This is a genomic window from Mycobacterium sp. MYCO198283 (genome assembly GCF_021213805.1).
Taxonomy (GTDB): Bacteria; Actinomycetota; Actinomycetes; order Mycobacteriales; family Mycobacteriaceae; genus Mycobacterium.
The window spans coordinates 290,090-309,574 of record NZ_JAJQJI010000001.1; the positions used below are offsets into that span (position 1 = coordinate 290,090).

The window sequence follows — 19,485 nt, forward strand, 5'->3', positions numbered from 1 at the left end:
GTGAGCCACTGACGCCAGGAGGCAAATATGACAGCACAAGCCCACGTCGTCGTGCTGGGTGGCGGTTACGCCGGGGTGCAGGCCGCCGACCGGCTGGCCGCCCATGCGCGGGTGACGCTGGTCAACCCGCGCCCGATGTTCGTGGAACGCATCCGGCTGCACCAACTGGTGGCGGGTAACCACGCCGCCACGGCGGAGTACGAGTCGCTGCTCGCCGAGGGCGTCTCGCTCGTCGTCGACAGCGCCACCCGGATCGACGCGCCGAACCGCACCGTGCACGTCGCGTCCGGCCGCGAGCCGCTGCACTACGACTACCTCGTCTATGCGGTCGGCAGCACCCGCGGCGCGGCCACCGTTCCCGGCGCCGAGTACGCCCACCCGATCGCCGAGTGGGAGTACGCGACCGCGCTCCGCGCGGCGATCGACGAACTGCACCCGGCCGCGCCGGTGACGGTGGTCGGCGCCGGCCTGACCGGCATCGAGACGGCCGCAGAACTGGCCGAGCAGGGCCGCAACGTCACGCTGGTCTGCGGCGGGCGGTTGGCGCCGTCGCTGTCGGCCGGCGCGCGTCGGTCGACCGCCCGGCGGCTGGCCGCTCTCGGCGTCACGGTGCTCGACGACGACACCGTGGTCGAGGTGCGCCGCGACGCGGTCGTCTTCGCCGACGGCGCGGTGCGCCCGAGCGCGGTGACGATCTGGACGGCGGGGTTCGGCGTGCCGGCACTGGCTGCCGACAGCGGCCTGCGCACCGACGCACTCGGCCGGCTGCTGACCGACGAGACGCTCACCAGCGTCGACGACCCCCACATCGTGGCGGCCGGCGACTGCGCGGCGCCGTCCGACCGGCCGCTCCGGATGAGCTGCCAGGCCGCGGGTCCGCTGGGCGCGCACGCCGCCGAGACCGTCATCCACCGCCTCGCCGGCACCGCGCCGGACGCCATCGCACCGCGGTTCGTCGCCCAGTGCGTGAGCCTCGGCCGGCACGCCGCGACCCTGCAGTTCACCCACATGGACGACTCGCCCGGGCGCTTCTACCTCGGCGGCCGCATCGCCGCCGCCGCCAAGGAGGCGATCTGCAGGGGCACGGTGTGGGGGCTGCGCCGCGAGGCGCGCAAGCCCGGCTCGGGTCTGGTGGTCAAGGGCGCCCGCCGCGAGGACCTCGGGGCCCGGGCGGCCGCATGACCGCCGTCGGCAGGTCGGAGCACGCCGAGCGTTTCAGCGTGCTCCGGCCGCTGCTGTTCACCATCGCCTATGAGATCCTCGGCACCGCCACCGAAGCCGACGACGTGCTGCAGGACAGCTACCTGCGCTGGGCGGAGGTGGACCTGTCGACGGTGCGCGACACGAAAGCCTATCTCGCGCAGCTGGTCACGCGGCAGTCGCTCAACGCGCTGCGGGCCGGCGCCCGCCGCCGCGAGGAGTACATCGGCCCCTGGCTGCCGGAGCCGCTGCTGCTCGACGAGCACGACCCGGCCTCGGACGTGGTGCTCGCCGAGTCGGTGTCGATGGCCATGCTCGTCGTGCTGGAGACGCTCACACCCGACGAGCGCGCGGTGTTCGTGCTCCGCGAGGTGTTCGGCTTCGACCACGACGAGATCGCTTCGGCCGTCGGCAAATCCGTGGCCGCCGTGCGGCAGCTCGCGCACCGGGCGCGCGAGCACGTCCAGGCGCGGCGCAAGCGGTTCGAGCCGGTCGATCCCGAACAGTCGATGCGCGTGGTCGAACGGTTCTTCGCGGCCGCCACCTCCGGCGACATCGACGGGCTGATGGCCGTGCTGGCGCCCGATGTGGTGTGGACCGCCGACAGCGACGGCAAGGTCAGCGCCGCCCGCCGCCCGGTGTCGGGCGCCGACCGGGTGGGCAAGCTGGTGCTCGGGCTGATGCGGCTGGCCGGGCAGGGCGGTCGCGCCGAGCCGGCGTACTACAACGCCGCGCCCGCGCTGAAGCTCTATCTCGGCGACCGCTTCGAGGGCGTCATCTGCGTCGAGATCGTCGACGGCCGGATCACGCACTTCTACGCCGTGCGCAACCCCGACAAGCTCGCCGGGGCCGCCGTCGCGAGGTCGATCAGCCGCTGAGCTTCTGCGAGGCTGGTGGCGTGCGGTGTGACCGGCTGGGTGTCCTCGGCGAGCCGCCGGCGGTGCTGCGCTCGGTGGTGGCAGCGACGGAGCGGCTGGGCGTGCCGCCGCCCGCCGCGCTGATCGGCGACTGGTTCGGCGGGCGGGCGGTGCTCGCGCCCAGCGTCGACATCCGCCCGGTGCCCGCCGACGCGGTGTTCGACGTGCCGACCGGCGCCGGCGGGCCGCACGTCGGCGGCGGCTGGCTGGGCTACCTGTCCTATCCCGATGCGGGTGCCGGCGGGGCGCCGCCGCGCATTCCGGTCGCGGCCGGCGGGTGGACCCCGTGCGTGCTGCGCCAGGACCGCGACGGGTGCTGGTGGTACGAGGATCTGGCGGGCGACCCGATGCCGCCGTGGCTTGCCGCCGCGCTGGCGGGCGATGCGCCACCGCGGCCATGGACGATCGACTGGACCCCGCCCGACCGGGCGTCGCACCGGGCCGGGGTGAGCGCCTGCCTGGCCGCGATCCGCGCCGGCGAGGTGTACCAGGCGTGCGTGTGCACCGCCTACGTCGGGACCTGCCGCGGCCGGGCGGTCGACGTCTTCGCCGACACCGTCGGCCGGATCTCCCCCGCCCGGGCGGCGTTCCTGGCGGGCGACTGGGGGGCCGTCGCGTCGTTCTCCCCCGAGCTGTTCCTGGCCCGCGCCGGTCCGGTCGTCACGTCGAGCCCCATCAAGGGAACGCTGCCGGCGTCCGCGGCACCGGCGGCGCTGCGCGAGTCGGTGAAGGACGTCGCCGAGAACGTGATGATCGTCGACCTGGTGCGCAACGACCTCAGCCGCGTCGCGACCGTCGGCGGCGTGACCGTCACCGAACTGCTGGCGCTGCGCCCGGCGCCCGGCGTCTGGCACCTGGTGTCGACGGTGCGGGCCGCGGTGCCGCCGGAGGTCAGCGCGACACAGCTGCTCGCCGCGACCTTTCCGCCCGCATCGGTCACCGGCACACCCAAGCACCGGGCGCGGCAACTGCTCCGGCAGTGGGAGCCGGCCCGCCGCGGCGTGTACTGCGGAACGATCGGCCTGGCCTCACCGATCGCCGGGACCGAACTCAACGTCGCGATCCGCACCATCGAGTTCGACACCGGGGCGAGCGCAGCGACGGGCGGAGAACCGGTCGGACGCGTCGTGCTCGGCGTCGGGGGCGGCATCACCGCCGACTCCGACCCGGACCGCGAATGGGACGAGTGCCTGCACAAGGCGGCCGCGATCGTCGGCGTCAGGACCGGCGCGCCCGCACCACGGCGTCGTACAGTTCCCGGCGCGGCGGCGCCCCCGGATAGCGGTCCGTCACCTGCCGGCAGGCATCCTTGACCCCTTCGCCCGCCTCGATCAACGCCAGCACCTCGTCGACCAGTGTCGGCAGTTCGGCCTTGGGCACCGCCCCGGCGAGCACCACGGTGATCTCGCCGAGCACGCCGTCGGCGGCCCAGAGCGCCAGCTCGGCGAGCGTGCCGCGCACCACCTCCTCGTGCACCTTCGTCAGCTCGCGGCACACCGCCGCCGCCCGCCCGCCGCCGAGCTCGGCGACCGCGTCGGCCAGGCACGCGGCCAGCCGGCGCGGCGACTCGAAGAACACCGCGGTGCGCGGCTCGTCGGCGAGCGTCGCGAGCCAGGCCCGTCGCGCCGCCTGCTTGCGCGGCGCGAACCCCTCGAAGCAGAACCGGTCCGACGGCAACCCGGACACCGCGAGCGCCGTCGTCACCGCCGAGGGGCCGGGCAGGCAGCTCACCGGCAGCCCGGCCGCGACGCACGCGGTCACCAGTCGGTAGCCGGGATCGCTGATCAGCGGCATCCCGGCGTCGGTGACGGCGAGCACCGTCGCACCGCCGGCGATGTCGGCGACCAGCGCGGGCACCCGCGTCGCCTCGTTCTGGTCGAAGAAGCTGAGCACCCGGCCGCCGATCGGCGCCCCCAGCGCCGACGCGAGCAGGCGCACGCGGCGGGTGTCCTCGGCCGCGACGACGTCGGCGGTCTGCAGGGCCGTGACCAGCCGCGCCGAGGCGTCCGACGGCTGCCCGAGCGGCGTGGCGGCGAGCAACAGTCGTCCACCGGTCATGGCGCACAGCCTACGATCGCCGGTGTGACCGTGACCGCCGACGACCGGCCCGCCACCGCGGCGCCGCTCCTCAGCCCGGGGCCTCGGGTGCCGGTCGCCGACTTCGGGCCGGCCGATCGGCTCAACGGCTGGGCGGCGACGGCCGTGGTCACCGCGTTCGCCGCCGTCACCCGGTTTGCCGGCCTGTCGCGGCCCACCGACGCGGGCACGCCGATCTTCGACGAGAAGCACTACGCGCCGCAGGCCTTCCAGATGCTGCACAACAGCGGCATCGAGGACAATCCCGGCTTCGGCCTCGTCGTCCATCCGCCCGTCGGCAAGCAGCTGATCGCGCTCGGCGAGGCCGTCTTCGGCTACACCGGCCTGGGCTGGCGGATCAGCGGGGCGATCTGCGGCGTGATCCTGGTGGCGCTGGTGGTGCGGATCGTGCGGCGGCTCACCCGCTCGACGTTCGTCGGCGCGATCGCCGGGTTCCTGCTCATCGCCGACGGCGTCAGCTTCGTCGTCGCGCGCACCGCGCTGCTCGACGGCTTCCTCGTCGTCTTCGTCGTCGGCGCCTTCGCCGCGCTGCTCGCCGACCGCGACGACGTGCGGCGGCGCCTGCATGTCGCGTTCGAGGAGGGCCGCATCGACCAGACGCCGTGGGGGCCGCGGCTGGGGGTGCGGTGGTGGCGGTTCGGGGCCGGCGTGCTGCTGGGGCTGGCCTGCGCGACGAAGTGGTCGGGCCTGTACTTCGTGCTGTTCTTCGGCGTCATGTCGCTGGCCTTCGACGTGGCCGCACGCAAGCAGTACCGGGTGCCGAGGCCGTGGCGCGGCGTGGCGCGGCGGGACCTCGGGCCGGCGGTGTACGTGTTCGGCGTCATCCCGCTGGCGGTGTACCTGGGCTCGTACTCGCTGTGGTTCGCATCCGAGACCGGCATCGACCGGCACGTCGTCGGCAACGAGATCGGCGAGGACTCGGTGCTGCCGCTGCCGGGCGCGCTGCGCTCGCTCTGGTACTACACCTACAACGCCTACAGCTTCCACGCCGGCCTGACCAACGCCGCCGGCAACCACCACCCCTGGGAGTCGAAGCCGTGGGCGTGGCCGATGTCGCTGCGACCGGTGCTGTATGCGATCGAACAGCAGGACGTGCCCGGCTGCGGCGCCCAGTCCTGCGTCAAGGCGGTGATGCTCGTCGGCACGCCGGCGCTGTGGTGGGTGTCGGTGCCGCTGTTGCTGTACGCCCTGTGGCGCAGCGTCATTCGGCGTGACTGGCGCTACGCCGTCGCACTGACCGGCTACTGCGCGGGCTGGCTGCCGTGGTTCGCCGACATCGGCCGGCAGATGTACTTCTTCTACGCCGCGACGATGGCGCCGTTCCTCGTCGTGCTCATCGCGCTCGTGCTCAGCGACATATTGCACGCCCCGAACCAGTCGGCCGAACGCCGCAGGCTCGGCATCCTCGCGGTGAGTTGCTATGTGGCGCTGGTGATCACGAACTTCATCTGGCTGTTCCCCGTGCTCACCGGCATCCCGATCAGCCAGCAGACCTGGAACTGGCAGATGTGGCTGCCCAGCTGGCGCTAGCCTTTCCGCGAAATCGAATTCCCGGTCGTCATTCGCGGCTATTCACAGCCCTGTGTGCAGTCTCGGCGACGGACACGCGTCGACTGCCACGATCCATCGATGGTGGAAGTGATCCTGGGCAGCGAAGCGCTCAAGCAGAAGCGAGTGACGCGCGGCCAACTCCGCGTGCGATGGTTCCCCGTCTTCCCGGACACCTACATTCCGCGGGGCACACCGCCGACGTTGTCGATCCGCACGACGGGGGCTTGGCTGTGGTCCGGGCGGCGCGGGGTGATCACCGGTCGAGCCGCCGCTGCGCTTCACGGTGCTCGGTGGGTGGCCGACGACGCTCCGATCGAATTGCTGTGGAAGAACTCGCGGCCACCTTCGGGAATCATCGCCCGCGACGAGCGCTTCAATTACGACGACGTGCAGGAACTCGCCGGTATGGCCGTCGCGACCGTCGAGCGAACCGCTTTCGACGTGGCTCGTCATCTCCCCCTGGCGATTGCTGTCGCCAACCTCGACGCACTCGCTTCTGCGACTCGGCTCACCGCCGAGATGGTGGCGCCGCTCGTCGACAGGCACACCGGTGCGCGCAACATCAAGCGAGTCCGCGAGGCGCTGGAGCTCATAGACGCCGGATCGCAGTCGCCGAAGGAGACGTGGCTTCGTCTGCTCATCATCCGCAGCCACCTTTTCGAGAAGCCGCAGACGCAGATACCGGTTCGCGACCGCGACGGCTATGTGTTCGCCTACCTCGACATGGGCTGGCGAGATCGCAAGATCGCGCTCGAGTACGACGGCGATCACCACCGGACGGACCGCAAGCAGTACGTCCGCGACCAGTGGCGGATCCGGGAGCTCGAGCGACTGGGGTGGATCGTCATCCGCGTGATCGCCGAGGACCGGCCATCGGCGATCGTCGAGCGCATTCGGGAGGCGTTCGCACGCCGCGAGACTGAAGCCAGGGCTGCGTGAGACGGCGAATCACGACCGGGTATGCGATTTCGCGGGAAGCTCAGAGCGGGTCCCGGGCGGCGGGGCACGACATGCAGCGCGGCCCGCCGCGCCCGGTGCCCAGCTCCGACGCCGAGATGCGCAGCACCTCGATGCCCGCGTCCTCCAGCCGGCTGTTGGTCTCGCTGTTGCGTTCGTAGGCGACGACCACGCCGGGCGCCACCGCGAGCGTGTTGTTGCCGTCGTCCCACTGCTCGCGTTCGGCGGTGACGGGGTCGAGCCCGGTGGCGATGACCCGGAGCCGGTCGATGCCCATCGCCGTCGCGGCGGCCGTTACGAACGGCGCGGCGTCGCTGAGCTCCACGCGACCACCGGGCAGCCGGCGAATCACAAAGGCGGACAACGAGTCGACGATGTTCGGGTACATCACGACGGCGTCGCGGTCGACCATGGTGCAGACCGTGTCGAGGTGCATCTGCGCCCGCTGCTGGGCGATCGGCACGGCCAGCACCGTATGTGCGAGGTCGTCGTCGAACAGGCTGCGCGCCAGCGCTTCCGCGCCGGCCGGCGTGGTGCGCTCGCCGACGCCGACCGCGACGACGCCGGGCGCCAGGTGCAGCACGTCACCGCCTTCGACCGGCGCCGAGCGCGATTCGTAGGCCCGCCGCACGCCGATGAACCGCGGATGGTGGGCGTAGATCACGTCGGTGAGCGACGTCTCCCGCGCGCGGGCCGGCAGCGCCAGCGAGGTGATCGCCACCTTCGGTCCGACCCAGAACGACGAGTCCCGCGTGAACAGCAGATTCGGCAGCGGGTCGATGACGAAGTCGGCGCCGTGGTGCATGCGGCGCACCAGCGACAGCTCGGCGCTGTCGGTGAAGGGCAGCTCGGTGAAGGTCATGCCCGCCATCAGCACCCGCGCCAGCTCGGCGGGCTGCAGCGTGCGCAGGTACTCCGAGAGCTGTTGCGCGAGCGGATGACCCAGGCGCCGGGCGTCGACCGCCGCGCCGATCCCGTGCATGCGGGCGGCGCCGCTGGCGAGCGCCTCGGTCAACAGCTCGCCCAGCAGCAGCACCTCGACGCCGCGTGACCGCAGCAGGTCGGCGAACGCGTCGTGCTCTTCTTGTGCGCGCGCCACCCAGGGCAGCCCGTCGAACAGCAGCGCGTCGTTGTTGCGGGGCGTCAGCCGCTGCAGCTCCGGCCCCGGCCGGTGCAGGATGACCGCCCGCAGGGTGCCGACCTCCGAGTTGACTCCCAAGGCATAAGCAGTCACCGCTCAACCGTAGTCGGCGGCCGACCTCAACTAAGGTTGAGCCGCAATGGACGACCGTGAACTCAGCCCCGGCGACATCGCCCGCCGCAGCGGCGTGGCGATCTCGGCGCTGCACTTCTACGAACGAGAAGGTCTGATCGTCAGCCGGCGCACGTCGGGCAACCAGCGCCGGTATCCGCGCGACACGCTGCGCCGGGTCGCCTTCATCCGCATGTCGCAGCGGCTCGGCATCCCCCTGGCTCGCGTCCGCGACGCCCTGGCGACTCTGCCCGCCGACCGGGTGCCCACCAGCGACGACTGGGCGCGGCTGTCCGCGGGGTGGCGCGCCGACCTCGACGACCGCATCGCCCACCTGCAGCGGCTGCGCGACAACCTCGCCGAATGCATTGGCTGCGGCTGCCTCAGCCTGCGTAGCTGCGCGCTGAGCAACCCCGGCGACGCGATGGCGAAAAACGGCCCCGGCGCTGCCCGACTCTGAGCCGCATCGAACACCCGTGCGATATGCTGGGCGCCGTGAGTGTCGCGCTGCAGGGGTCACTCTTCGACCACGAGGAACGCCGCCGGCTCGCCGGCGGGGCGTGGGTCGAGCTGCGGTCGGGCTGGCTGACCGACGCGGACACCCTGTTCGACGAGCTGCGCGACGGCATCCCCTGGCGAGCGGAACGCCGGCAGATGTACGACCGCGTGCTCGACGTGCCGCGGCTGGTCAGCTTCCACGACCTCGTCGCCGACGAACCGCCGCACCCGGCCCTCAAGCAGCTGCGACGGCGACTCAACGACAGCTATGCCGGCGAACTCGGCGAACCGTTCACCACGGCGGGGCTCTGCTATTACCGCGACGGCAACGACAGCGTCGCCTGGCACGGCGACACCATCGGCCGCAGCAGCACCGAAGACACCATGGTGGCCATCGTGAACCTCGGCGCCGCAAGGGTGTTCGCGCTGCGCCCGCGCGGTGGCGGGCCGGCGCTGCGGCTGCGACCCGCCCACGGTGACCTGCTGGTGATGGGGGGCTCGTGCCAGCGCACCTGGGAGCACGCCATCCCGAAGACGGCCCGACCGACGGGACCACGCATCAGCATCCAGTTCCGTCCCCGCGACGTGCGATGACGCCCCGGTCAGCCGCGGACGGCCGACACCGCGGCCGTGAGCAACGCGCGCGCTTTGTCGGTGTTCACCGGCGCCACCGGCTGGCCGGGCGTCAGCAGCGGGTCGGCGGTGACGATCACCTGGTAGTTGTCGAACCGCGCGACGTAGTTGTAGAGCTCGCCACGCACCGGGCGACCGTTCACCACGCGGATCTCGCCGCGGTGCGTGCCGCTGGTGGTCACGCCGTCGATGGCGGGCGCGTCGACCACCTCGATCGCGCCGTGCAATTGCGGGCCGGTGAAATCGACGCGCCGACAGTTCTCGCCGGGCGCCTCGGGGGCCGGCACGTCGGCGGAGGTCTCGACCGCGATGACGAAGTACCGGTTGCCCTCCCCCGCCGCCGAGACGGCCGCCATGTTGCCGGCCACGCCGTTCGGCAGGCCCTCACCGGTGGCGAGCTCGGCGCATTCGGGCGGGGCGAACGTCAACCCCGGCGGCAGCGGGGAACTGCCGACGCGCGCGGGGTCGATGCCGGTGCGGTCGATGGTCGTCACCTGGTAGGTGGCCCCGAACTGGGAGCGGACGTCGGCGACGCGGGCGATGTCCGGGGTCGGCTCCGCCGCGCACGCGCCGGATGCCGCGCAGGCGAGCAACACGGCGACCACTGGTCTTCGCATCGTGGTCAATCTACGTCAGCTCGGGCGCAGGGCCGGGAACACCTGCGGTCCGCTCGGCGATATACCTCTGCAGCTCGTCACTGGATCAGGAGGCGACCGATGACCGCCAGAACCGCTCTCGCCGCCGCGGCGCTCGCCGCAGCCGCCGCGATGGCCGCGCCGGCCGGTATGGCCGCTGCGGGCCCGACCGCGGCGGAGACCATCGCCTCGCTGCGCGACCAGGGCTACTCCGTCAACATCGACCGGGTCGGCTCGGCGCCGCTGGAGGACTGCGTCGTCACCAACGTGCGTAACCCGAACACGGTGACGGCCACCCGCCGCGACAACGACGGAGATCGTTACGTCGTGGTGATCAGCAAGACCATCCAGGTGTCGCTCGCCTGTTGATCAGCGGTTCAGCCGCCAGATGTGGGTGGCGAGCACGGTGGCGAAACCGCACCACAGCGGGTAGGGCACCAACGCCCAGCCGCCCCGCGGTCGGGCGCCCACGGCGCGGCGGGTGAGGTCGGCGCTGCTCACCGCGAGCGCACCCGCGGTGAGCGCCGCCGGCCCGAGCTTCCGCCGGTTGAAGAAGATCCAGGTCCAGCTGGCGTTCAGCACCAGGTTGACCGCGAGCGCCACCCGGTAGGCGGTGGCCTCGTCGCGCCGGCCGGCGTCCTCGAGCTCGTCGATGGTCGCCGCCGACGTCAGCGCGATGTCGGTGTACAGCGACGTCCACACGACCGGGAAGACGGACGCGGGCGGCTGGTACGACGGTTTGCGGAGCAGGAGGTACCGGACATCGCGGCCGCCTCGGCTGGCGCTGGAACCGACGACGGCAGCTGCGGCCACGGACGCGACGGATCCCCGCAGGGTCGAGGTGCGCATGCCCGGGCGTCTATCCGGCGGGCGCTCCGGCGAATCGTCACCGGCGCAGACCGCGTCGTCTCGCCCGACGGCGTGCCCCACAGCCGAGGCGGGCGGCCGATGTTCCTAGGCTGGCCGGATGCGTCGACGCACCAAGCCCCGGCGGCTCCCGATCCTGACCACGGCGGCGATCGGGGCCACGCTCACCGCCAACGGCTACCGCCCGCTCACCCGGCGGGGCTATGCCTCGCTGGGCGCCTTCGCCTATGGCGTCATCGTCACCGAGCTGCCGCTGCAGACGCTCGCCGCGCACGCCGGCGGGCTGCTGCTCGCGAGCCGCCGGGCGAGTGCGCGCGCACGGCTGGTCGCCTGGCTGGTCTCCGCGCTGACCTGGCTCGGCCTCGTCGGGCTGGACCGCATCGGCCGCCGCGCCGACGAGCCGCTCAAGGCTGCGCTCGACACTGGGCTGGGCATCGACCGGCGCCAGAACTCCGACGGGCTGTGGAAGCGGCCGGCGCCGGACGGGGCGACGGCCAAGCGGCCCGGCGCCGCGCGGATGCTGCGCATCTACCGCGACTACGCCCACGACGCCGACATCAGCTACGGAGAGTTCGGCGGCGCGAACCGGCTCGACATCTGGCGGCGGCCCGACCTCGACCGCCGCGGAAAGGCGCCCGTGCTCATCCAGGTGCCGGGCGGCGCCTGGATCACGGGAAGCAAACGCGGACAGGCGCATCCGCTGCTGAGCCACCTGGCCGAGCTCGGCTGGATCTGCGTGCCGGTCAACTACCGGCTGAGCCCGCGCAACACCTGGCCCGACCACATCGTCGACGTCAAGCGGGCCATCGCCTGGGTGAAGGAGCACATCGCCGACTACGGCGGCGACCCCGATTTCGTCGCGATCACCGGTGGCTCGGCGGGCGGCCACCTGTCGTCGCTTGCCGCGCTCACCCCGAACGACCCGCAGTTCCAGCCGGGCTTCGAGGACGCCGACACTTCGCTTCGGGCGGCGGTGCCGTTCTACGGCGTCTACGACTTCACCCATCCCGACGGCTCGCAGCATCCGCTGATGGCGCCGGTGGTGGAGCAGCGGGTGTTCAAGCAGCCGCAAGCCAAGCATCCGGACAAGTATCAGGCGGCCTCGCCGATCAGCTACGTCGGTCCGGACGCGCCGCCGTTCTTCGTGCTGCACGGCGAGCAGGACACGTTGGTGCCGGTGCAGCAGGGCCGCGACTTCGTCGACGCACTCCGCGGCGCGAGCCGGCAGCCGGTGGTCTACGCCGAACTGCCGATCGCCCAGCACGCATTCGACATCTTCGGCTCGCCGCGCGCCGCGCACGCCGCCGTGGCCGTCGAACAGTTCCTCGCCGAGATCTACGCCCAGCACCTCAGCTCACCGCGGAGATGACCTGCCGCGCCACGTCGCGCAGGCCCGCGACCGTGGCGTCGTCGAGCGGCAGACCGTCGAGCGGCGGCACGTCGAACTCGGTGAAGACCACGCCGTGGTCGCGCTGGTAGGTGGCGCCGGCGCGGTCGAAGATCCGGCGCATCGCGACGTTGTCGGCGAGCATGCTGGCCGTGAACCGCTCGACGCCGCCGACGTGTGCGGCCACCGCCAGCGCCGCCATCAGCAGCGAGCCGATGCCCCGGTGCTGGTAGTCGTCGGCCACCGTGAACGCGACCTCGGCCACCGTCGGCCGGACCTCCTCGCGGACGTATCGCGCGTCGGCGACCACCGGGCCATCCGGCCCGCCGGACGCGTCGAGCACGACCCACACGAAGTGGTCGTCGTAGTCGACCTGGCTGAGGTAGTTGAGCATCGCCGCCGTCGGCTTGCGCACCGACAGGAAGCGGCGGTACACCGTCTCCGGCGAGAACCGGACGTGGCCGTGCAGCACGCGGGCGCCGTCACCGGGCAGGACCGGCCGGATCAGGAGCTGGGTGCCGTCGCGCGTCTGCACCGGCACCGGCACCACGAACGCCGCCAGCCGCTGCCGCGCGGTGCGCACCAGCTGATCAGCGAGCCCGGGGATGTGCAGGAGCCGGTCGAACGCGTCGTGGTGCCCGACGTAACCGGTGACGTCGTCGCGGGCGGTGACGGTGGCGGTGCGGGCCGCGTCGCGCAGCAACGCGATCTCGCCGACGACGACGCCGGGCAGCAGCGTGGCCTCGACGCAGCTGCCGTCCGGCGCGGAGTGGACGACGGCAGCGGTGCCGGCCGCCAGCAACAGGAACGTGTCGGAGCGCTCGCCCTGCGTCATCAACACCGTGCCCGCCGCGGCGTGCACCGGCTCCAGCAGCTCGGCCAACGAGGCGACGTCGTCGTGGCTGCAGCCGGCGAACATCGCCAGCGCCGTCAGGTCGGCGGGTGGTACCGGCATCGGATTCAACGGTAGTCGCGCGCGGATTCGGGCGGGTGTGAACGGGCCGAACGTGGTCGATTCGAGAACGTTGGCGGAAGAAATAAATAGAAACTCGAACGTGCGTACCTGTCGGGAGTGGTCTGACCTGCGCGAACGGATTGCCGCCTCACCACCCGCGGTCGCAGTTGTCCCGACAAGATGAACGAACACCCGTGCCAAGCGCTTCCTGACCTGCAGCAGACCTCAGTCATACTCGGTGCAGTGGTGGAGCGTGAATTGTTGCGTTGGCTGGTCGACGGCGGTGGGCCGGCGGCTGAGCGCTGTCTGTGGTGGCTCGTCGACGACCCGCCGGAACGGCGGGACAGTGTTGATCTGATGTGGCCTGCCATGCCGTGGGTGTTATGACGGGAAACCCCGGATCAGGGCAGTCCATAGCGGCGGCGTAGCTCCTCGCCGCTGATCGTGTTCCCAGCGGCGTAGTCGGCATCTGCAACAGCAAGTTCGTCCCATAGGTCAGTTTCGGCTCGCCAGCTCTCCATCGAGGTTCGATCTGCCTTGTCCATCGCATCAGCCACCGCGTCGAGTCCGTCCGCGGCTCCGGAGTTGTCATCGTCGTCCGACACGAAATCGATTCTGGGCGTTGTCTCACATCTAGAGAAAACGAGACGTCTCATGTCTTCTCTCGCAGGTCCTACTCAGGAGTGTTAAGCGCTCCGCTGTGCGGATGCCAGTCACGGATGGCAATTGCAAACTCTTCAGGCGCGTCGGACATGGGGTAGTGGCCAACGCGGTGCAGCGTCCTCGTCGTGTGGTTGGGAAATGTGAGTTCCAGCCGTTTGCGGTACTTATCAGTAAAAATTAGGTTTGAGTCGCCCCAGACGATCAGGGTCGGCAGACTAGAAACGGGCGCAAGGTGTTCCACTAGCTGGATGAAGAACTCTCGCGCGCCCACAAGGTCCGCTGGCTGTGTTGCGGAGGCACGGCGTTGTTCCGGTGTGGATGTCGCGTTGCGGTAGTGCGCCATCTCCGCGCTTGTCACTTTGCGTCGCTTGTGCGTTGTCGGGATGAAGTAGTTGACGAGCGGATTGAATCGCCCCATCAGTGCGCGGCCGACTGGGTTCCCCATGCCCCGTGAGGCAACTTCGCTGAACAGATCACCGTTGAGCGGCCACGCCCAGGTGTTGGTCAGGATGAGACGCTGGAACAGGTTCGGGCGCTGTTCTGCAGCGTAAAGCCCGAGTGGACCGCCCCAGCCGTGCGCAACCAGGGTCAGCTCGCTCAAGCCGAGTTGGTCGAGGAACGCCACGAGCAACTCGGCGTGATCGTCGGCATGGAACCCGTAATCGGGACCTGCGGTAGAGAGGCCGAACCCTGGGAAATCCAATGCGACGCAGCGGAACTGCTCGCGCAGAGCGATGATGACGTCGCGGTAGACGAAGGACCAGACGGGGTTGCTGTGCAACATCAACAGCACCGGCCCTGAGCCCTCGTCGACGTAGTGCACGACGTTCCCGTCCACCTCCGCGAAGCGGCTTTCGAACGGGAACACCGTGTCATCGACCCACTCGGGCCTCTCAGTGGCAGTCATGCGGACCCCTCCCCGGCTATGGTGCTTGATAGAAGCAAGCTAGGTAGAAATTATCAAGCGGATGGTGGGAAATGAGTCGGAGCTACGGTCAATACTGCGGACTGGCCCGGGCACTCGACGTCGTCGGTGACCGCTGGAACCTCCTAATCATTCGTCAGCTCCTCGTCGCCCCTGCGCGTTACCGGCAGCTTGCTGAAGGGCTTCCCGGCATCGCGACCAACCTGCTCACAGATCGGCTGCGTGACCTGGAAGCGGCCGACGTGATTGAACGCCGCCTGACCAATAACGACGGACACGTCGTGTACGCGCTCACCCAATGGGGCGCCGACCTGCGAGGTCCCATCGAGGGCCTCGTCCGTTGGTCTACACCACTGATGATTCGCGGGCCCGAAGGTGATCAGTTTCGCTCAGAATGGCTGCTCATTGCCCTCCCGGCCCTCTTCGCGGGGCGAGTTCCCGCCAGGTGGCCGGCGACTATCGGGCTAGCCGTTGACGGACGCGTGATCCAAATCCACGCGCTGCAAACAGGGATCGAACTAACGCCCCATGATGGCCGCGCGCTTGACGCCATCATCAGCACTGACGCCCACGTAGCACTCGGGCTGGCAGTGGGCATGCTCAACCTGGATCAGGTCCGCGCCATGGTCAACATCGAAGGCGACGAAGCCATAGTTCGAGACATCCTCGCCGCGGTCGAACCAAGCGCCAACGCTCAATAAGTCTCATCCGTAGAGAAATTGTGCCTCTGACGATCTCGCCCCACCTTCGCGCGCGTGCTACTGGTAGCCGAGAACTATATCTACCGGCGTCTCGAAGTTCCCAGCGTCGATCGGGTGGCCTTAAGTGAGCAAGGCGACGGACCTTGTCAGCACGACAGCCCGCATCTGCGATTAAGCCTCCTCGCGACGCGCCTCGGAATCGAGCCGTTTCTGCTCGCTCACCTGGTCGTGCTCCTGATGGTCTGCGGTAGCCGAAGGCGCAGCCCCTCGCTCTTCGCCGTGCAGCGCAGCGGATCTGGGGCTTTCCGATGGCTCGACCGACGGTGCGGCTGACCTGTCGAGGTGCGGCACTGCGTAGCCCATCGCCGCTCGGACTGCCAGCACATCATTCAACGGCGGATTGGCGGGATCGTCGCCAACTAGAACGAGTGAGCCGCTGTTCCCGACTCTCTCGACGGTCGCCGTTTTCGGAAGGGCCTGACGATCAAAGCGAGTCGTTTCATCGTCGGCGAGGAAGGTAGCCCAGCCCGCTGGGTGCCCAACTATTTGGCCATACGCGATGCCGCCGCCATCCAGTGGTTCATCAGGCTCGGCCTGCTCCCTTGTCAGGGAACTGCTAGACCATACAGCGCGCTGCGGTTCGAACGACGAAATGACGGCAGAGAGTATCGATTTGGCGGTATTAGTGGTGTATAGGCTAGGGAAGCGTGAAGAGTCAGGGAAGTTGAGAAGAACGTTATTCCCGACGTGCTGGGATGTGACGTTCAGGTGCATTGAAAGCGTGACGCCGCCATCCCTGTTCTCGCGGCTGTTCCACCAGTACACGGCGTAGCCGAGTTCTTCGATGACCTCGTTGCCGATGTCGGTGCGATTCCGTCCTGCGAAAAGGCGAGCGGCGAGGTCGGCGCGTTCAGTCGTCACTAGTGGCTGCTCAAGCGCTTCTCGCCGCGATCGGCCCTTGTCGCGCCAATTGGTCAGGAGGGGATCAAGATCGGCCAGTGACTCGAGCGACCTTGCGACCCGGTCGGCGCATTGGTCAACCGACTCCGCTCGCGCGTCCCAATATGCTCCGAGAAACGATCTCGTCATTCAGTCTTCCTTACTGTGGAGGCACCCAGACAACGCGGATTTGCGGATAATCATGCATCAGCATTTCTCGGACCAGGTTGGCACTTTCCTTCTCTGCGAACGTCCATTGGACCGGTGCTCCGCCAGCTGCCGCCACCTGGCGCGCAGCTTGGTCGAGTAGTGATTGCTCTCCTCGGAACCACGATCGCCATCGGCCGTCGTCGATGAACTGCGAATAGTAACCCTTCGCATCGATGAGAACACCGTTACCGAAACCGTCGATCTTGACCCCATTAACGATGTAGTCCTCGGTAATCGGATGATCAGTGACCTGCATCTGGTAAGCGGCGGCCCGCGCCGACATCGATTCGTTCACAAGTCCCCATGCACCGGGACCGTGCACAGCGAGATCGCTGACCGCCGATGAGGCCCGGGCTCCGTTCTTCAGCGTGCCGATCGCTTGCGCTTGTTGTCCGGACCCGCCGGGACCGAACAACAGGTGGCCGTCGGGCGACAACTGGACCGAACTGAGGTCATTCTTTGAGTAGTCCGGAATCATCCCAAGCTGATCAAGCGCATCGGCCAGGTTTTTTCAGCTGCGGCAGTTCCGCCATGGCCGCTAGCGCCTCCGGGCTGCCGGCACCGTGCACGTAGGCTTCCGCCGCTACCTTGTCGACGGCGGCCTGTGCGGCCTTGACCCGCTGCATGGCCTCGATGGCTGCTCGGTTGTTGGCAGCGTTCACACCGGCGAGCACCGATGGACCCGTCTCGGGCGCGGTGATGTCATCGCCGCTCATCTGGCGATCGGCGCCTGGCGCGGCGAACTAGGTATTCGGAGCCGCCCCGGTCGCCATACTGATCGCTGCCGCCAGTTCGCCGTCGACACGGGCGGCATCGGTCAGGATCTTGTCGAGCCGGGCCTGCAGTTCGGCCATCTCGGCAATGGCAATGATCATGGGCGCCTTGGGATCGGCCCCGGGATGACCCGGCTGGTCGCCGGATCGATTCGGTAGCCGGCGTTTACCGCGTCGGCTTCGAGTTGTGCCAAATCGTCCTTGACCCGCTGCATGTCATCGGCGGCATCCCGCGCGGCCTTCACCACGGCGAGCGCCTCGTTGCCGTGGGCGTCGAGATCCTTGCGCAGCTGCTCGTTGGCGGTCCTGGCGGCCTCGGCGGCCTTATCGCCCCACGTCCCGAACGCGGGCAACGTCGCAATGCCGTCGGGGGCCTCGAAGGCAGCCTCAGCGCGATTTCTGGTGGCGTGAAACACCTCGCGCACGTCGCCGGGATCCCAGCGCTCGATGTCGGCGACTGAAGGCGTCACAGCGGAGGCACGCTACAAATCTACGCAGGCACTGCCCTCGTCACCGACCACTCCGATATCGGCAGCATTGCTGACTTCGGTCTCCGAAAAGCTCGCCGCCGAACCGCTCATCGCCTCGCCATGAGCAGAGAGGCGGCCATGGAGCACCGTCGTGTCGATCTGCCACTTCGCAACGGCGGCAAGCGCGGCCGCAGCTGTCACCGGGACTCCTGACTCCGCGTCATCGATCCGGCTGTCGCAGGCGACGTGCCGGGCGTGGAGCTCTTCGGCGTGCCGCGGACGACAGGAGGCGATTGTCGACCACGACGCTGAAGCTGCCTACGAACTTTGTCGACGACGTACGCCAGCTCCTCGACGATGCGCTGACCGAGGAACAACGCAGCGTTGCCGAACTGCACGCAGCAGTCAGCCGCAAGCTCAGGGAACTGGAAGCGAAGGAGGATCGACTTCTCGACCTGCTCACCGACGATCGACTTCCACGCCGCCCTGGCGATGACGAGAAAGACCTCAGCCGACACCTCGGCAGCTGCATCGAAAAGCCCCCTTACGGGGGCCTCGAATCGAGCAACTGACGATCATTCTTCCGCTCGATTGGCTCTTGCTCTTACCGACATCCCTCGACCGCAGCGAGCAAGACCTCTGTGGTGGAGCTAAGGGGAATCGAACCCCTGACCTACTCGATGCGAACGAGTCGCGCTACCAACTGCGCCATAGCCCCTGGTGGCTTGGAGGTTACCAGGCCGGCACCGGCAATCCGAAACGGGCAACTACTGTCCGGCGGCCTGCGGGAGCGGGTACTCGACCGGCACCTCCACAGCGTCGAGGTGCTCGAAGATCGGGTCCTCGTCGTCGATCTCCAGCACGATCGCGCCGGGGCGGCGCAGTCGCGATGGGGTGACGTCCAGCGTGCGGTCGACGGTGTTCTCGACGCCCGTCTGCCGGGATCGGGCGACCCGCGCCGCGCGGCGCCGGCGCAGCTGCTCCTCGATGCGGGTCTGCCGGCGCAGGTAGGCCAGATACAGCAGCAGCGCCGCGGCCACGATGCCGACGAACCACCAGCCACCGGGCCAGATCGTCGCCGCCGCCCCGGCCGACCCGACGACCAGCAGACACAGCACCGACACCGTGCGTCGCCGGAAGCGGTACTTGCGCGCGCTGACGGCCGCGGCCACCTTCGACTCGTGCGGGTAGTGGCGCTGCGCCGCCGCGGCCCGGGCGGGCGGCTCGTCCTCGGGCGCCTCCAGGCCGGAACCGTCGTCGACGTACTCGTACTCGTCGTCGAGACCGTCGTCGGGCTCGTCGGCGTTCTCGGTCGGCTCGGGCTCGGACGCGACGGGCTCCGGAGTCTCCTCCGCGGCGACTTCCGGAGCTTCCTCACCCGGAGCTTCATCGCCCGGAGCTTCCTCGATCGCTGCGACCGGCTCCTCCTCGACCACGTCGACGTCGAGGTAGTCCGGTTCGGGCGCAGCGGTTTCCGCTGCGCGGACTAGCGGTCGCGTCTCGGTGTCGTCGGCGTCTACGTCGTCGTTCTCGTCGGCGGCCGGCTGCCACTCGGGGTCGCTGCGGTGACCGGCGGCCGGTCCGCGGCGCAGTTTGCGCGCGCTCGGCCCGCTGTTGAGCACGCGGGTGGCCAGGGCGACGTCGCTGGTGCGCCGTACGGCCTCGCGCTTGCTGATCAGCATGGGCACGAGGACGAACAGCCACAGCACCACGAGCGAAATCCACAGTAGTGATTGCGGGATGCTTGGCATGGCTGCTCCTTTCAGCACCCAGGCGCGAAAGACTCGCTAATTACACACCTGTCATTACGCAATCACAAGCACATTCGTAACTTGTGTCACACGAGTCCCAGCAA

25 protein-coding genes and 1 tRNA gene are annotated in these 19,485 nt (G+C 69.4%); 11 read left to right on the forward strand and 15 right to left on the reverse strand.

Annotation, left to right across the window (positions count from 1 at the left end):
* Window positions 1–27: 27 nt before the first annotated feature.
* The 3 genes from LV457_RS01380 to LV457_RS01390 are packed head-to-tail and all read left to right on the forward strand — an operon-like array spanning window position 28 to window position 3,430.
* Complete coding sequence (locus LV457_RS01380) at window positions 28–1,182, forward strand: NAD(P)/FAD-dependent oxidoreductase (protein WP_232168565.1); 1,155 nt, start codon at window positions 28–30, stop codon at window positions 1,180–1,182.
* Entirely contained in the window at window positions 1,179–2,078 is a 900-nt protein-coding gene (locus LV457_RS01385) for an RNA polymerase sigma-70 factor (protein ID WP_232168566.1), read from the forward strand. Before LV457_RS01380 ends, LV457_RS01385 begins: the two co-directional genes overlap by 4 nt.
* Before the next feature lie 20 nt (window positions 2,079–2,098).
* Window positions 2,099–3,430, forward strand: a complete 1,332-nt coding sequence (locus tag LV457_RS01390; protein WP_232168567.1) for an aminodeoxychorismate synthase component I — start codon at window positions 2,099–2,101, stop codon at window positions 3,428–3,430.
* Here LV457_RS01390 and rsmI read toward each other — a convergent pair.
* Window positions 3,336–4,175: a 16S rRNA (cytidine(1402)-2'-O)-methyltransferase gene (gene rsmI, locus LV457_RS01395; protein WP_232168568.1), complete on the reverse strand. Its 840-nt coding sequence runs from the start codon at window positions 4,173–4,175 to the stop codon at window positions 3,336–3,338. The genes LV457_RS01390 and rsmI overlap by 95 nt on opposite strands.
* A gap of 24 nt (window positions 4,176–4,199) precedes the next feature.
* Between rsmI and LV457_RS01400 the strand changes: the two genes are divergently transcribed.
* Both LV457_RS01400 and LV457_RS01405 read left to right on the forward strand, forming a co-directional pair.
* A complete protein-coding gene (locus tag LV457_RS01400) occupies window positions 4,200–5,744 on the forward strand; it encodes a dolichyl-phosphate-mannose--protein mannosyltransferase (RefSeq protein WP_232168569.1) in 1,545 nt (514 codons plus the stop codon).
* A 99-nt stretch (window positions 5,745–5,843) separates the two neighbouring features.
* On the forward strand, window positions 5,844–6,704 hold the full coding sequence (locus tag LV457_RS01405; RefSeq protein WP_232168570.1) for an endonuclease domain-containing protein: 861 nt from the start codon (window positions 5,844–5,846) through the stop codon (window positions 6,702–6,704).
* A 40-nt stretch (window positions 6,705–6,744) separates the two neighbouring features.
* Here the strand turns inward: LV457_RS01405 and arcA are convergent, their stop codons facing one another.
* Complete coding sequence (gene arcA / locus LV457_RS01410; protein ID WP_232168571.1) at window positions 6,745–7,956, reverse strand: arginine deiminase; 1,212 nt, start codon at window positions 7,954–7,956, stop codon at window positions 6,745–6,747.
* A gap of 46 nt (window positions 7,957–8,002) precedes the next feature.
* Between arcA and soxR the strand changes: the two genes are divergently transcribed.
* On the forward strand, window positions 8,003–8,434 hold the full coding sequence (soxR, locus tag LV457_RS01415; RefSeq protein ID WP_232168572.1) for a redox-sensitive transcriptional activator SoxR: 432 nt from the start codon (window positions 8,003–8,005) through the stop codon (window positions 8,432–8,434).
* Window positions 8,435–8,469: 35 nt separating this feature from the next.
* Window positions 8,470–9,066 (forward strand): alpha-ketoglutarate-dependent dioxygenase AlkB, encoded by a 597-nt coding sequence (locus tag LV457_RS01420; protein WP_232168573.1) that lies wholly within the window; start codon window positions 8,470–8,472, stop codon window positions 9,064–9,066.
* Window positions 9,067–9,074: 8 nt separating this feature from the next.
* On the opposite strand, the gene LV457_RS01425 is transcribed toward LV457_RS01420, so the two are convergent.
* A complete protein-coding gene (locus LV457_RS01425; protein WP_232168575.1) occupies window positions 9,075–9,722 on the reverse strand; it encodes a DUF5642 family protein in 648 nt (215 codons plus the stop codon).
* Between the two features lie 99 nt (window positions 9,723–9,821).
* Between LV457_RS01425 and LV457_RS01430 the strand changes: the two genes are divergently transcribed.
* Entirely contained in the window at window positions 9,822–10,109 is a 288-nt protein-coding gene (locus tag LV457_RS01430; RefSeq protein ID WP_232168576.1) for a hypothetical protein, read from the forward strand.
* Here the strand turns inward: LV457_RS01430 and LV457_RS01435 are convergent, their stop codons facing one another.
* Complete coding sequence (locus LV457_RS01435; RefSeq protein ID WP_232168577.1) at window positions 10,110–10,589, reverse strand: TspO/MBR family protein; 480 nt, start codon at window positions 10,587–10,589, stop codon at window positions 10,110–10,112. It abuts the gene before it with no gap.
* Between the two features lie 118 nt (window positions 10,590–10,707).
* Between LV457_RS01435 and LV457_RS01440 the strand changes: the two genes are divergently transcribed.
* A complete protein-coding gene (locus LV457_RS01440; protein ID WP_232168578.1) occupies window positions 10,708–11,976 on the forward strand; it encodes an alpha/beta hydrolase in 1,269 nt (422 codons plus the stop codon).
* Here the strand turns inward: LV457_RS01440 and LV457_RS01445 are convergent.
* From LV457_RS01445 to LV457_RS01455, 3 genes are all read right to left on the reverse strand, one after another.
* Entirely contained in the window at window positions 11,957–12,949 is a 993-nt protein-coding gene (locus LV457_RS01445; protein WP_232168579.1) for a GNAT family N-acetyltransferase, read from the reverse strand. The genes LV457_RS01440 and LV457_RS01445 overlap by 20 nt on opposite strands.
* 401 nt (window positions 12,950–13,350) lie before the next feature.
* Window positions 13,351–13,554, reverse strand: coding sequence for a hypothetical protein (locus LV457_RS01450; RefSeq protein ID WP_232168580.1), 204 nt, complete (start codon window positions 13,552–13,554; stop codon window positions 13,351–13,353).
* Between the two features lie 68 nt (window positions 13,555–13,622).
* Window positions 13,623–14,519: an alpha/beta fold hydrolase gene (locus tag LV457_RS01455; protein ID WP_232168581.1), complete on the reverse strand. Its 897-nt coding sequence runs from the start codon at window positions 14,517–14,519 to the stop codon at window positions 13,623–13,625.
* A gap of 71 nt (window positions 14,520–14,590) precedes the next feature.
* Here LV457_RS01455 and LV457_RS01460 point away from each other — a divergent pair, with 71 nt between their 5' ends.
* Entirely contained in the window at window positions 14,591–15,238 is a 648-nt protein-coding gene (locus LV457_RS01460; RefSeq protein WP_232168582.1) for a helix-turn-helix domain-containing protein, read from the forward strand.
* Between the two features lie 171 nt (window positions 15,239–15,409).
* Here LV457_RS01460 and LV457_RS01465 read toward each other — a convergent pair whose 3' ends face one another.
* The 6 genes from LV457_RS01465 to LV457_RS01485 are packed head-to-tail and all read right to left on the reverse strand — an operon-like array spanning window position 15,410 to window position 17,831.
* A complete protein-coding gene (locus LV457_RS01465; protein WP_374198691.1) occupies window positions 15,410–16,327 on the reverse strand; it encodes an Imm52 family immunity protein in 918 nt (305 codons plus the stop codon).
* 10 nt (window positions 16,328–16,337) lie between these two features.
* Entirely contained in the window at window positions 16,338–16,865 is a 528-nt protein-coding gene (locus LV457_RS01470; protein ID WP_232168584.1) for a Tox-REase-5 domain-containing protein, read from the reverse strand.
* A gap of 10 nt (window positions 16,866–16,875) precedes the next feature.
* Entirely contained in the window at window positions 16,876–17,103 is a 228-nt protein-coding gene (locus LV457_RS01475) for a hypothetical protein (protein ID WP_232168586.1), read from the reverse strand.
* 27 nt (window positions 17,104–17,130) lie between these two features.
* Window positions 17,131–17,262, reverse strand: coding sequence for a hypothetical protein (locus LV457_RS20065; RefSeq protein ID WP_255701583.1), 132 nt, complete (start codon window positions 17,260–17,262; stop codon window positions 17,131–17,133).
* A complete protein-coding gene (locus LV457_RS01480) occupies window positions 17,259–17,630 on the reverse strand; it encodes a hypothetical protein (protein WP_232168587.1) in 372 nt (123 codons plus the stop codon). The genes LV457_RS20065 and LV457_RS01480 overlap by 4 nt, the downstream gene beginning before the upstream one ends.
* A gap of 12 nt (window positions 17,631–17,642) precedes the next feature.
* Window positions 17,643–17,831 (reverse strand): hypothetical protein, encoded by a 189-nt coding sequence (locus tag LV457_RS01485; RefSeq protein ID WP_232168588.1) that lies wholly within the window; start codon window positions 17,829–17,831, stop codon window positions 17,643–17,645.
* Between the two features lie 92 nt (window positions 17,832–17,923).
* Here LV457_RS01485 and LV457_RS01490 point away from each other — a divergent pair, with 92 nt between their 5' ends.
* Entirely contained in the window at window positions 17,924–18,202 is a 279-nt protein-coding gene (locus LV457_RS01490; RefSeq protein ID WP_232168589.1) for a hypothetical protein, read from the forward strand.
* Window positions 18,203–18,272: 70 nt separating this feature from the next.
* On the opposite strand, the gene LV457_RS01495 is transcribed toward LV457_RS01490, so the two are convergent.
* Both LV457_RS01495 and glpR read right to left on the reverse strand, forming a co-directional pair.
* Window positions 18,273–18,348, reverse strand: a tRNA-Ala gene (locus LV457_RS01495).
* Window positions 18,349–18,397: 49 nt separating this feature from the next.
* Entirely contained in the window at window positions 18,398–19,381 is a 984-nt protein-coding gene (gene glpR / locus LV457_RS01500; RefSeq protein WP_232168590.1) for a gephyrin-like molybdotransferase receptor GlpR, read from the reverse strand.
* Window positions 19,382–19,485 lie beyond the last annotated feature (104 nt).

Coding starts and splice junctions, on each gene's coding strand:
- LV457_RS01475 (WP_232168586.1), bottom strand. CDS start 17,103: ATGAGCGGCGATGACATCACCGCGCCCGAGACGGGTCCATCGGTGCTC.
- LV457_RS01470 (WP_232168584.1), bottom strand. CDS start 16,865: ATGATTCCGGACTACTCAAAGAATGACCTCAGTTCGGTCCAGTTGTCG.
- LV457_RS01465 (WP_374198691.1), bottom strand. CDS start 16,327: ATGACGAGATCGTTTCTCGGAGCATATTGGGACGCGCGAGCGGAGTCG.
- LV457_RS01460 (WP_232168582.1), top strand. CDS start 14,591: ATGAGTCGGAGCTACGGTCAATACTGCGGACTGGCCCGGGCACTCGAC.
- LV457_RS01425 (WP_232168575.1), bottom strand. CDS start 9,722: ATGCGAAGACCAGTGGTCGCCGTGTTGCTCGCCTGCGCGGCATCCGGC.
- glpR (WP_232168590.1), bottom strand. CDS start 19,381: ATGCCAAGCATCCCGCAATCACTACTGTGGATTTCGCTCGTGGTGCTG.
- LV457_RS01435 (WP_232168577.1), bottom strand. CDS start 10,589: ATGCGCACCTCGACCCTGCGGGGATCCGTCGCGTCCGTGGCCGCAGCT.
- LV457_RS01430 (WP_232168576.1), top strand. CDS start 9,822: ATGACCGCCAGAACCGCTCTCGCCGCCGCGGCGCTCGCCGCAGCCGCC.
- LV457_RS01440 (WP_232168578.1), top strand. CDS start 10,708: ATGCGTCGACGCACCAAGCCCCGGCGGCTCCCGATCCTGACCACGGCG.
- LV457_RS01405 (WP_232168570.1), top strand. CDS start 5,844: ATGGTGGAAGTGATCCTGGGCAGCGAAGCGCTCAAGCAGAAGCGAGTG.
- LV457_RS01380 (WP_232168565.1), top strand. CDS start 28: ATGACAGCACAAGCCCACGTCGTCGTGCTGGGTGGCGGTTACGCCGGG.
- LV457_RS01445 (WP_232168579.1), bottom strand. CDS start 12,949: ATGCCGGTACCACCCGCCGACCTGACGGCGCTGGCGATGTTCGCCGGC.
- LV457_RS20065 (WP_255701583.1), bottom strand. CDS start 17,262: ATGATCATTGCCATTGCCGAGATGGCCGAACTGCAGGCCCGGCTCGAC.
- soxR (WP_232168572.1), top strand. CDS start 8,003: ATGGACGACCGTGAACTCAGCCCCGGCGACATCGCCCGCCGCAGCGGC.
- LV457_RS01385 (WP_232168566.1), top strand. CDS start 1,179: ATGACCGCCGTCGGCAGGTCGGAGCACGCCGAGCGTTTCAGCGTGCTC.
- LV457_RS01455 (WP_232168581.1), bottom strand. CDS start 14,519: ATGACTGCCACTGAGAGGCCCGAGTGGGTCGATGACACGGTGTTCCCG.
- rsmI (WP_232168568.1), bottom strand. CDS start 4,175: ATGACCGGTGGACGACTGTTGCTCGCCGCCACGCCGCTCGGGCAGCCG.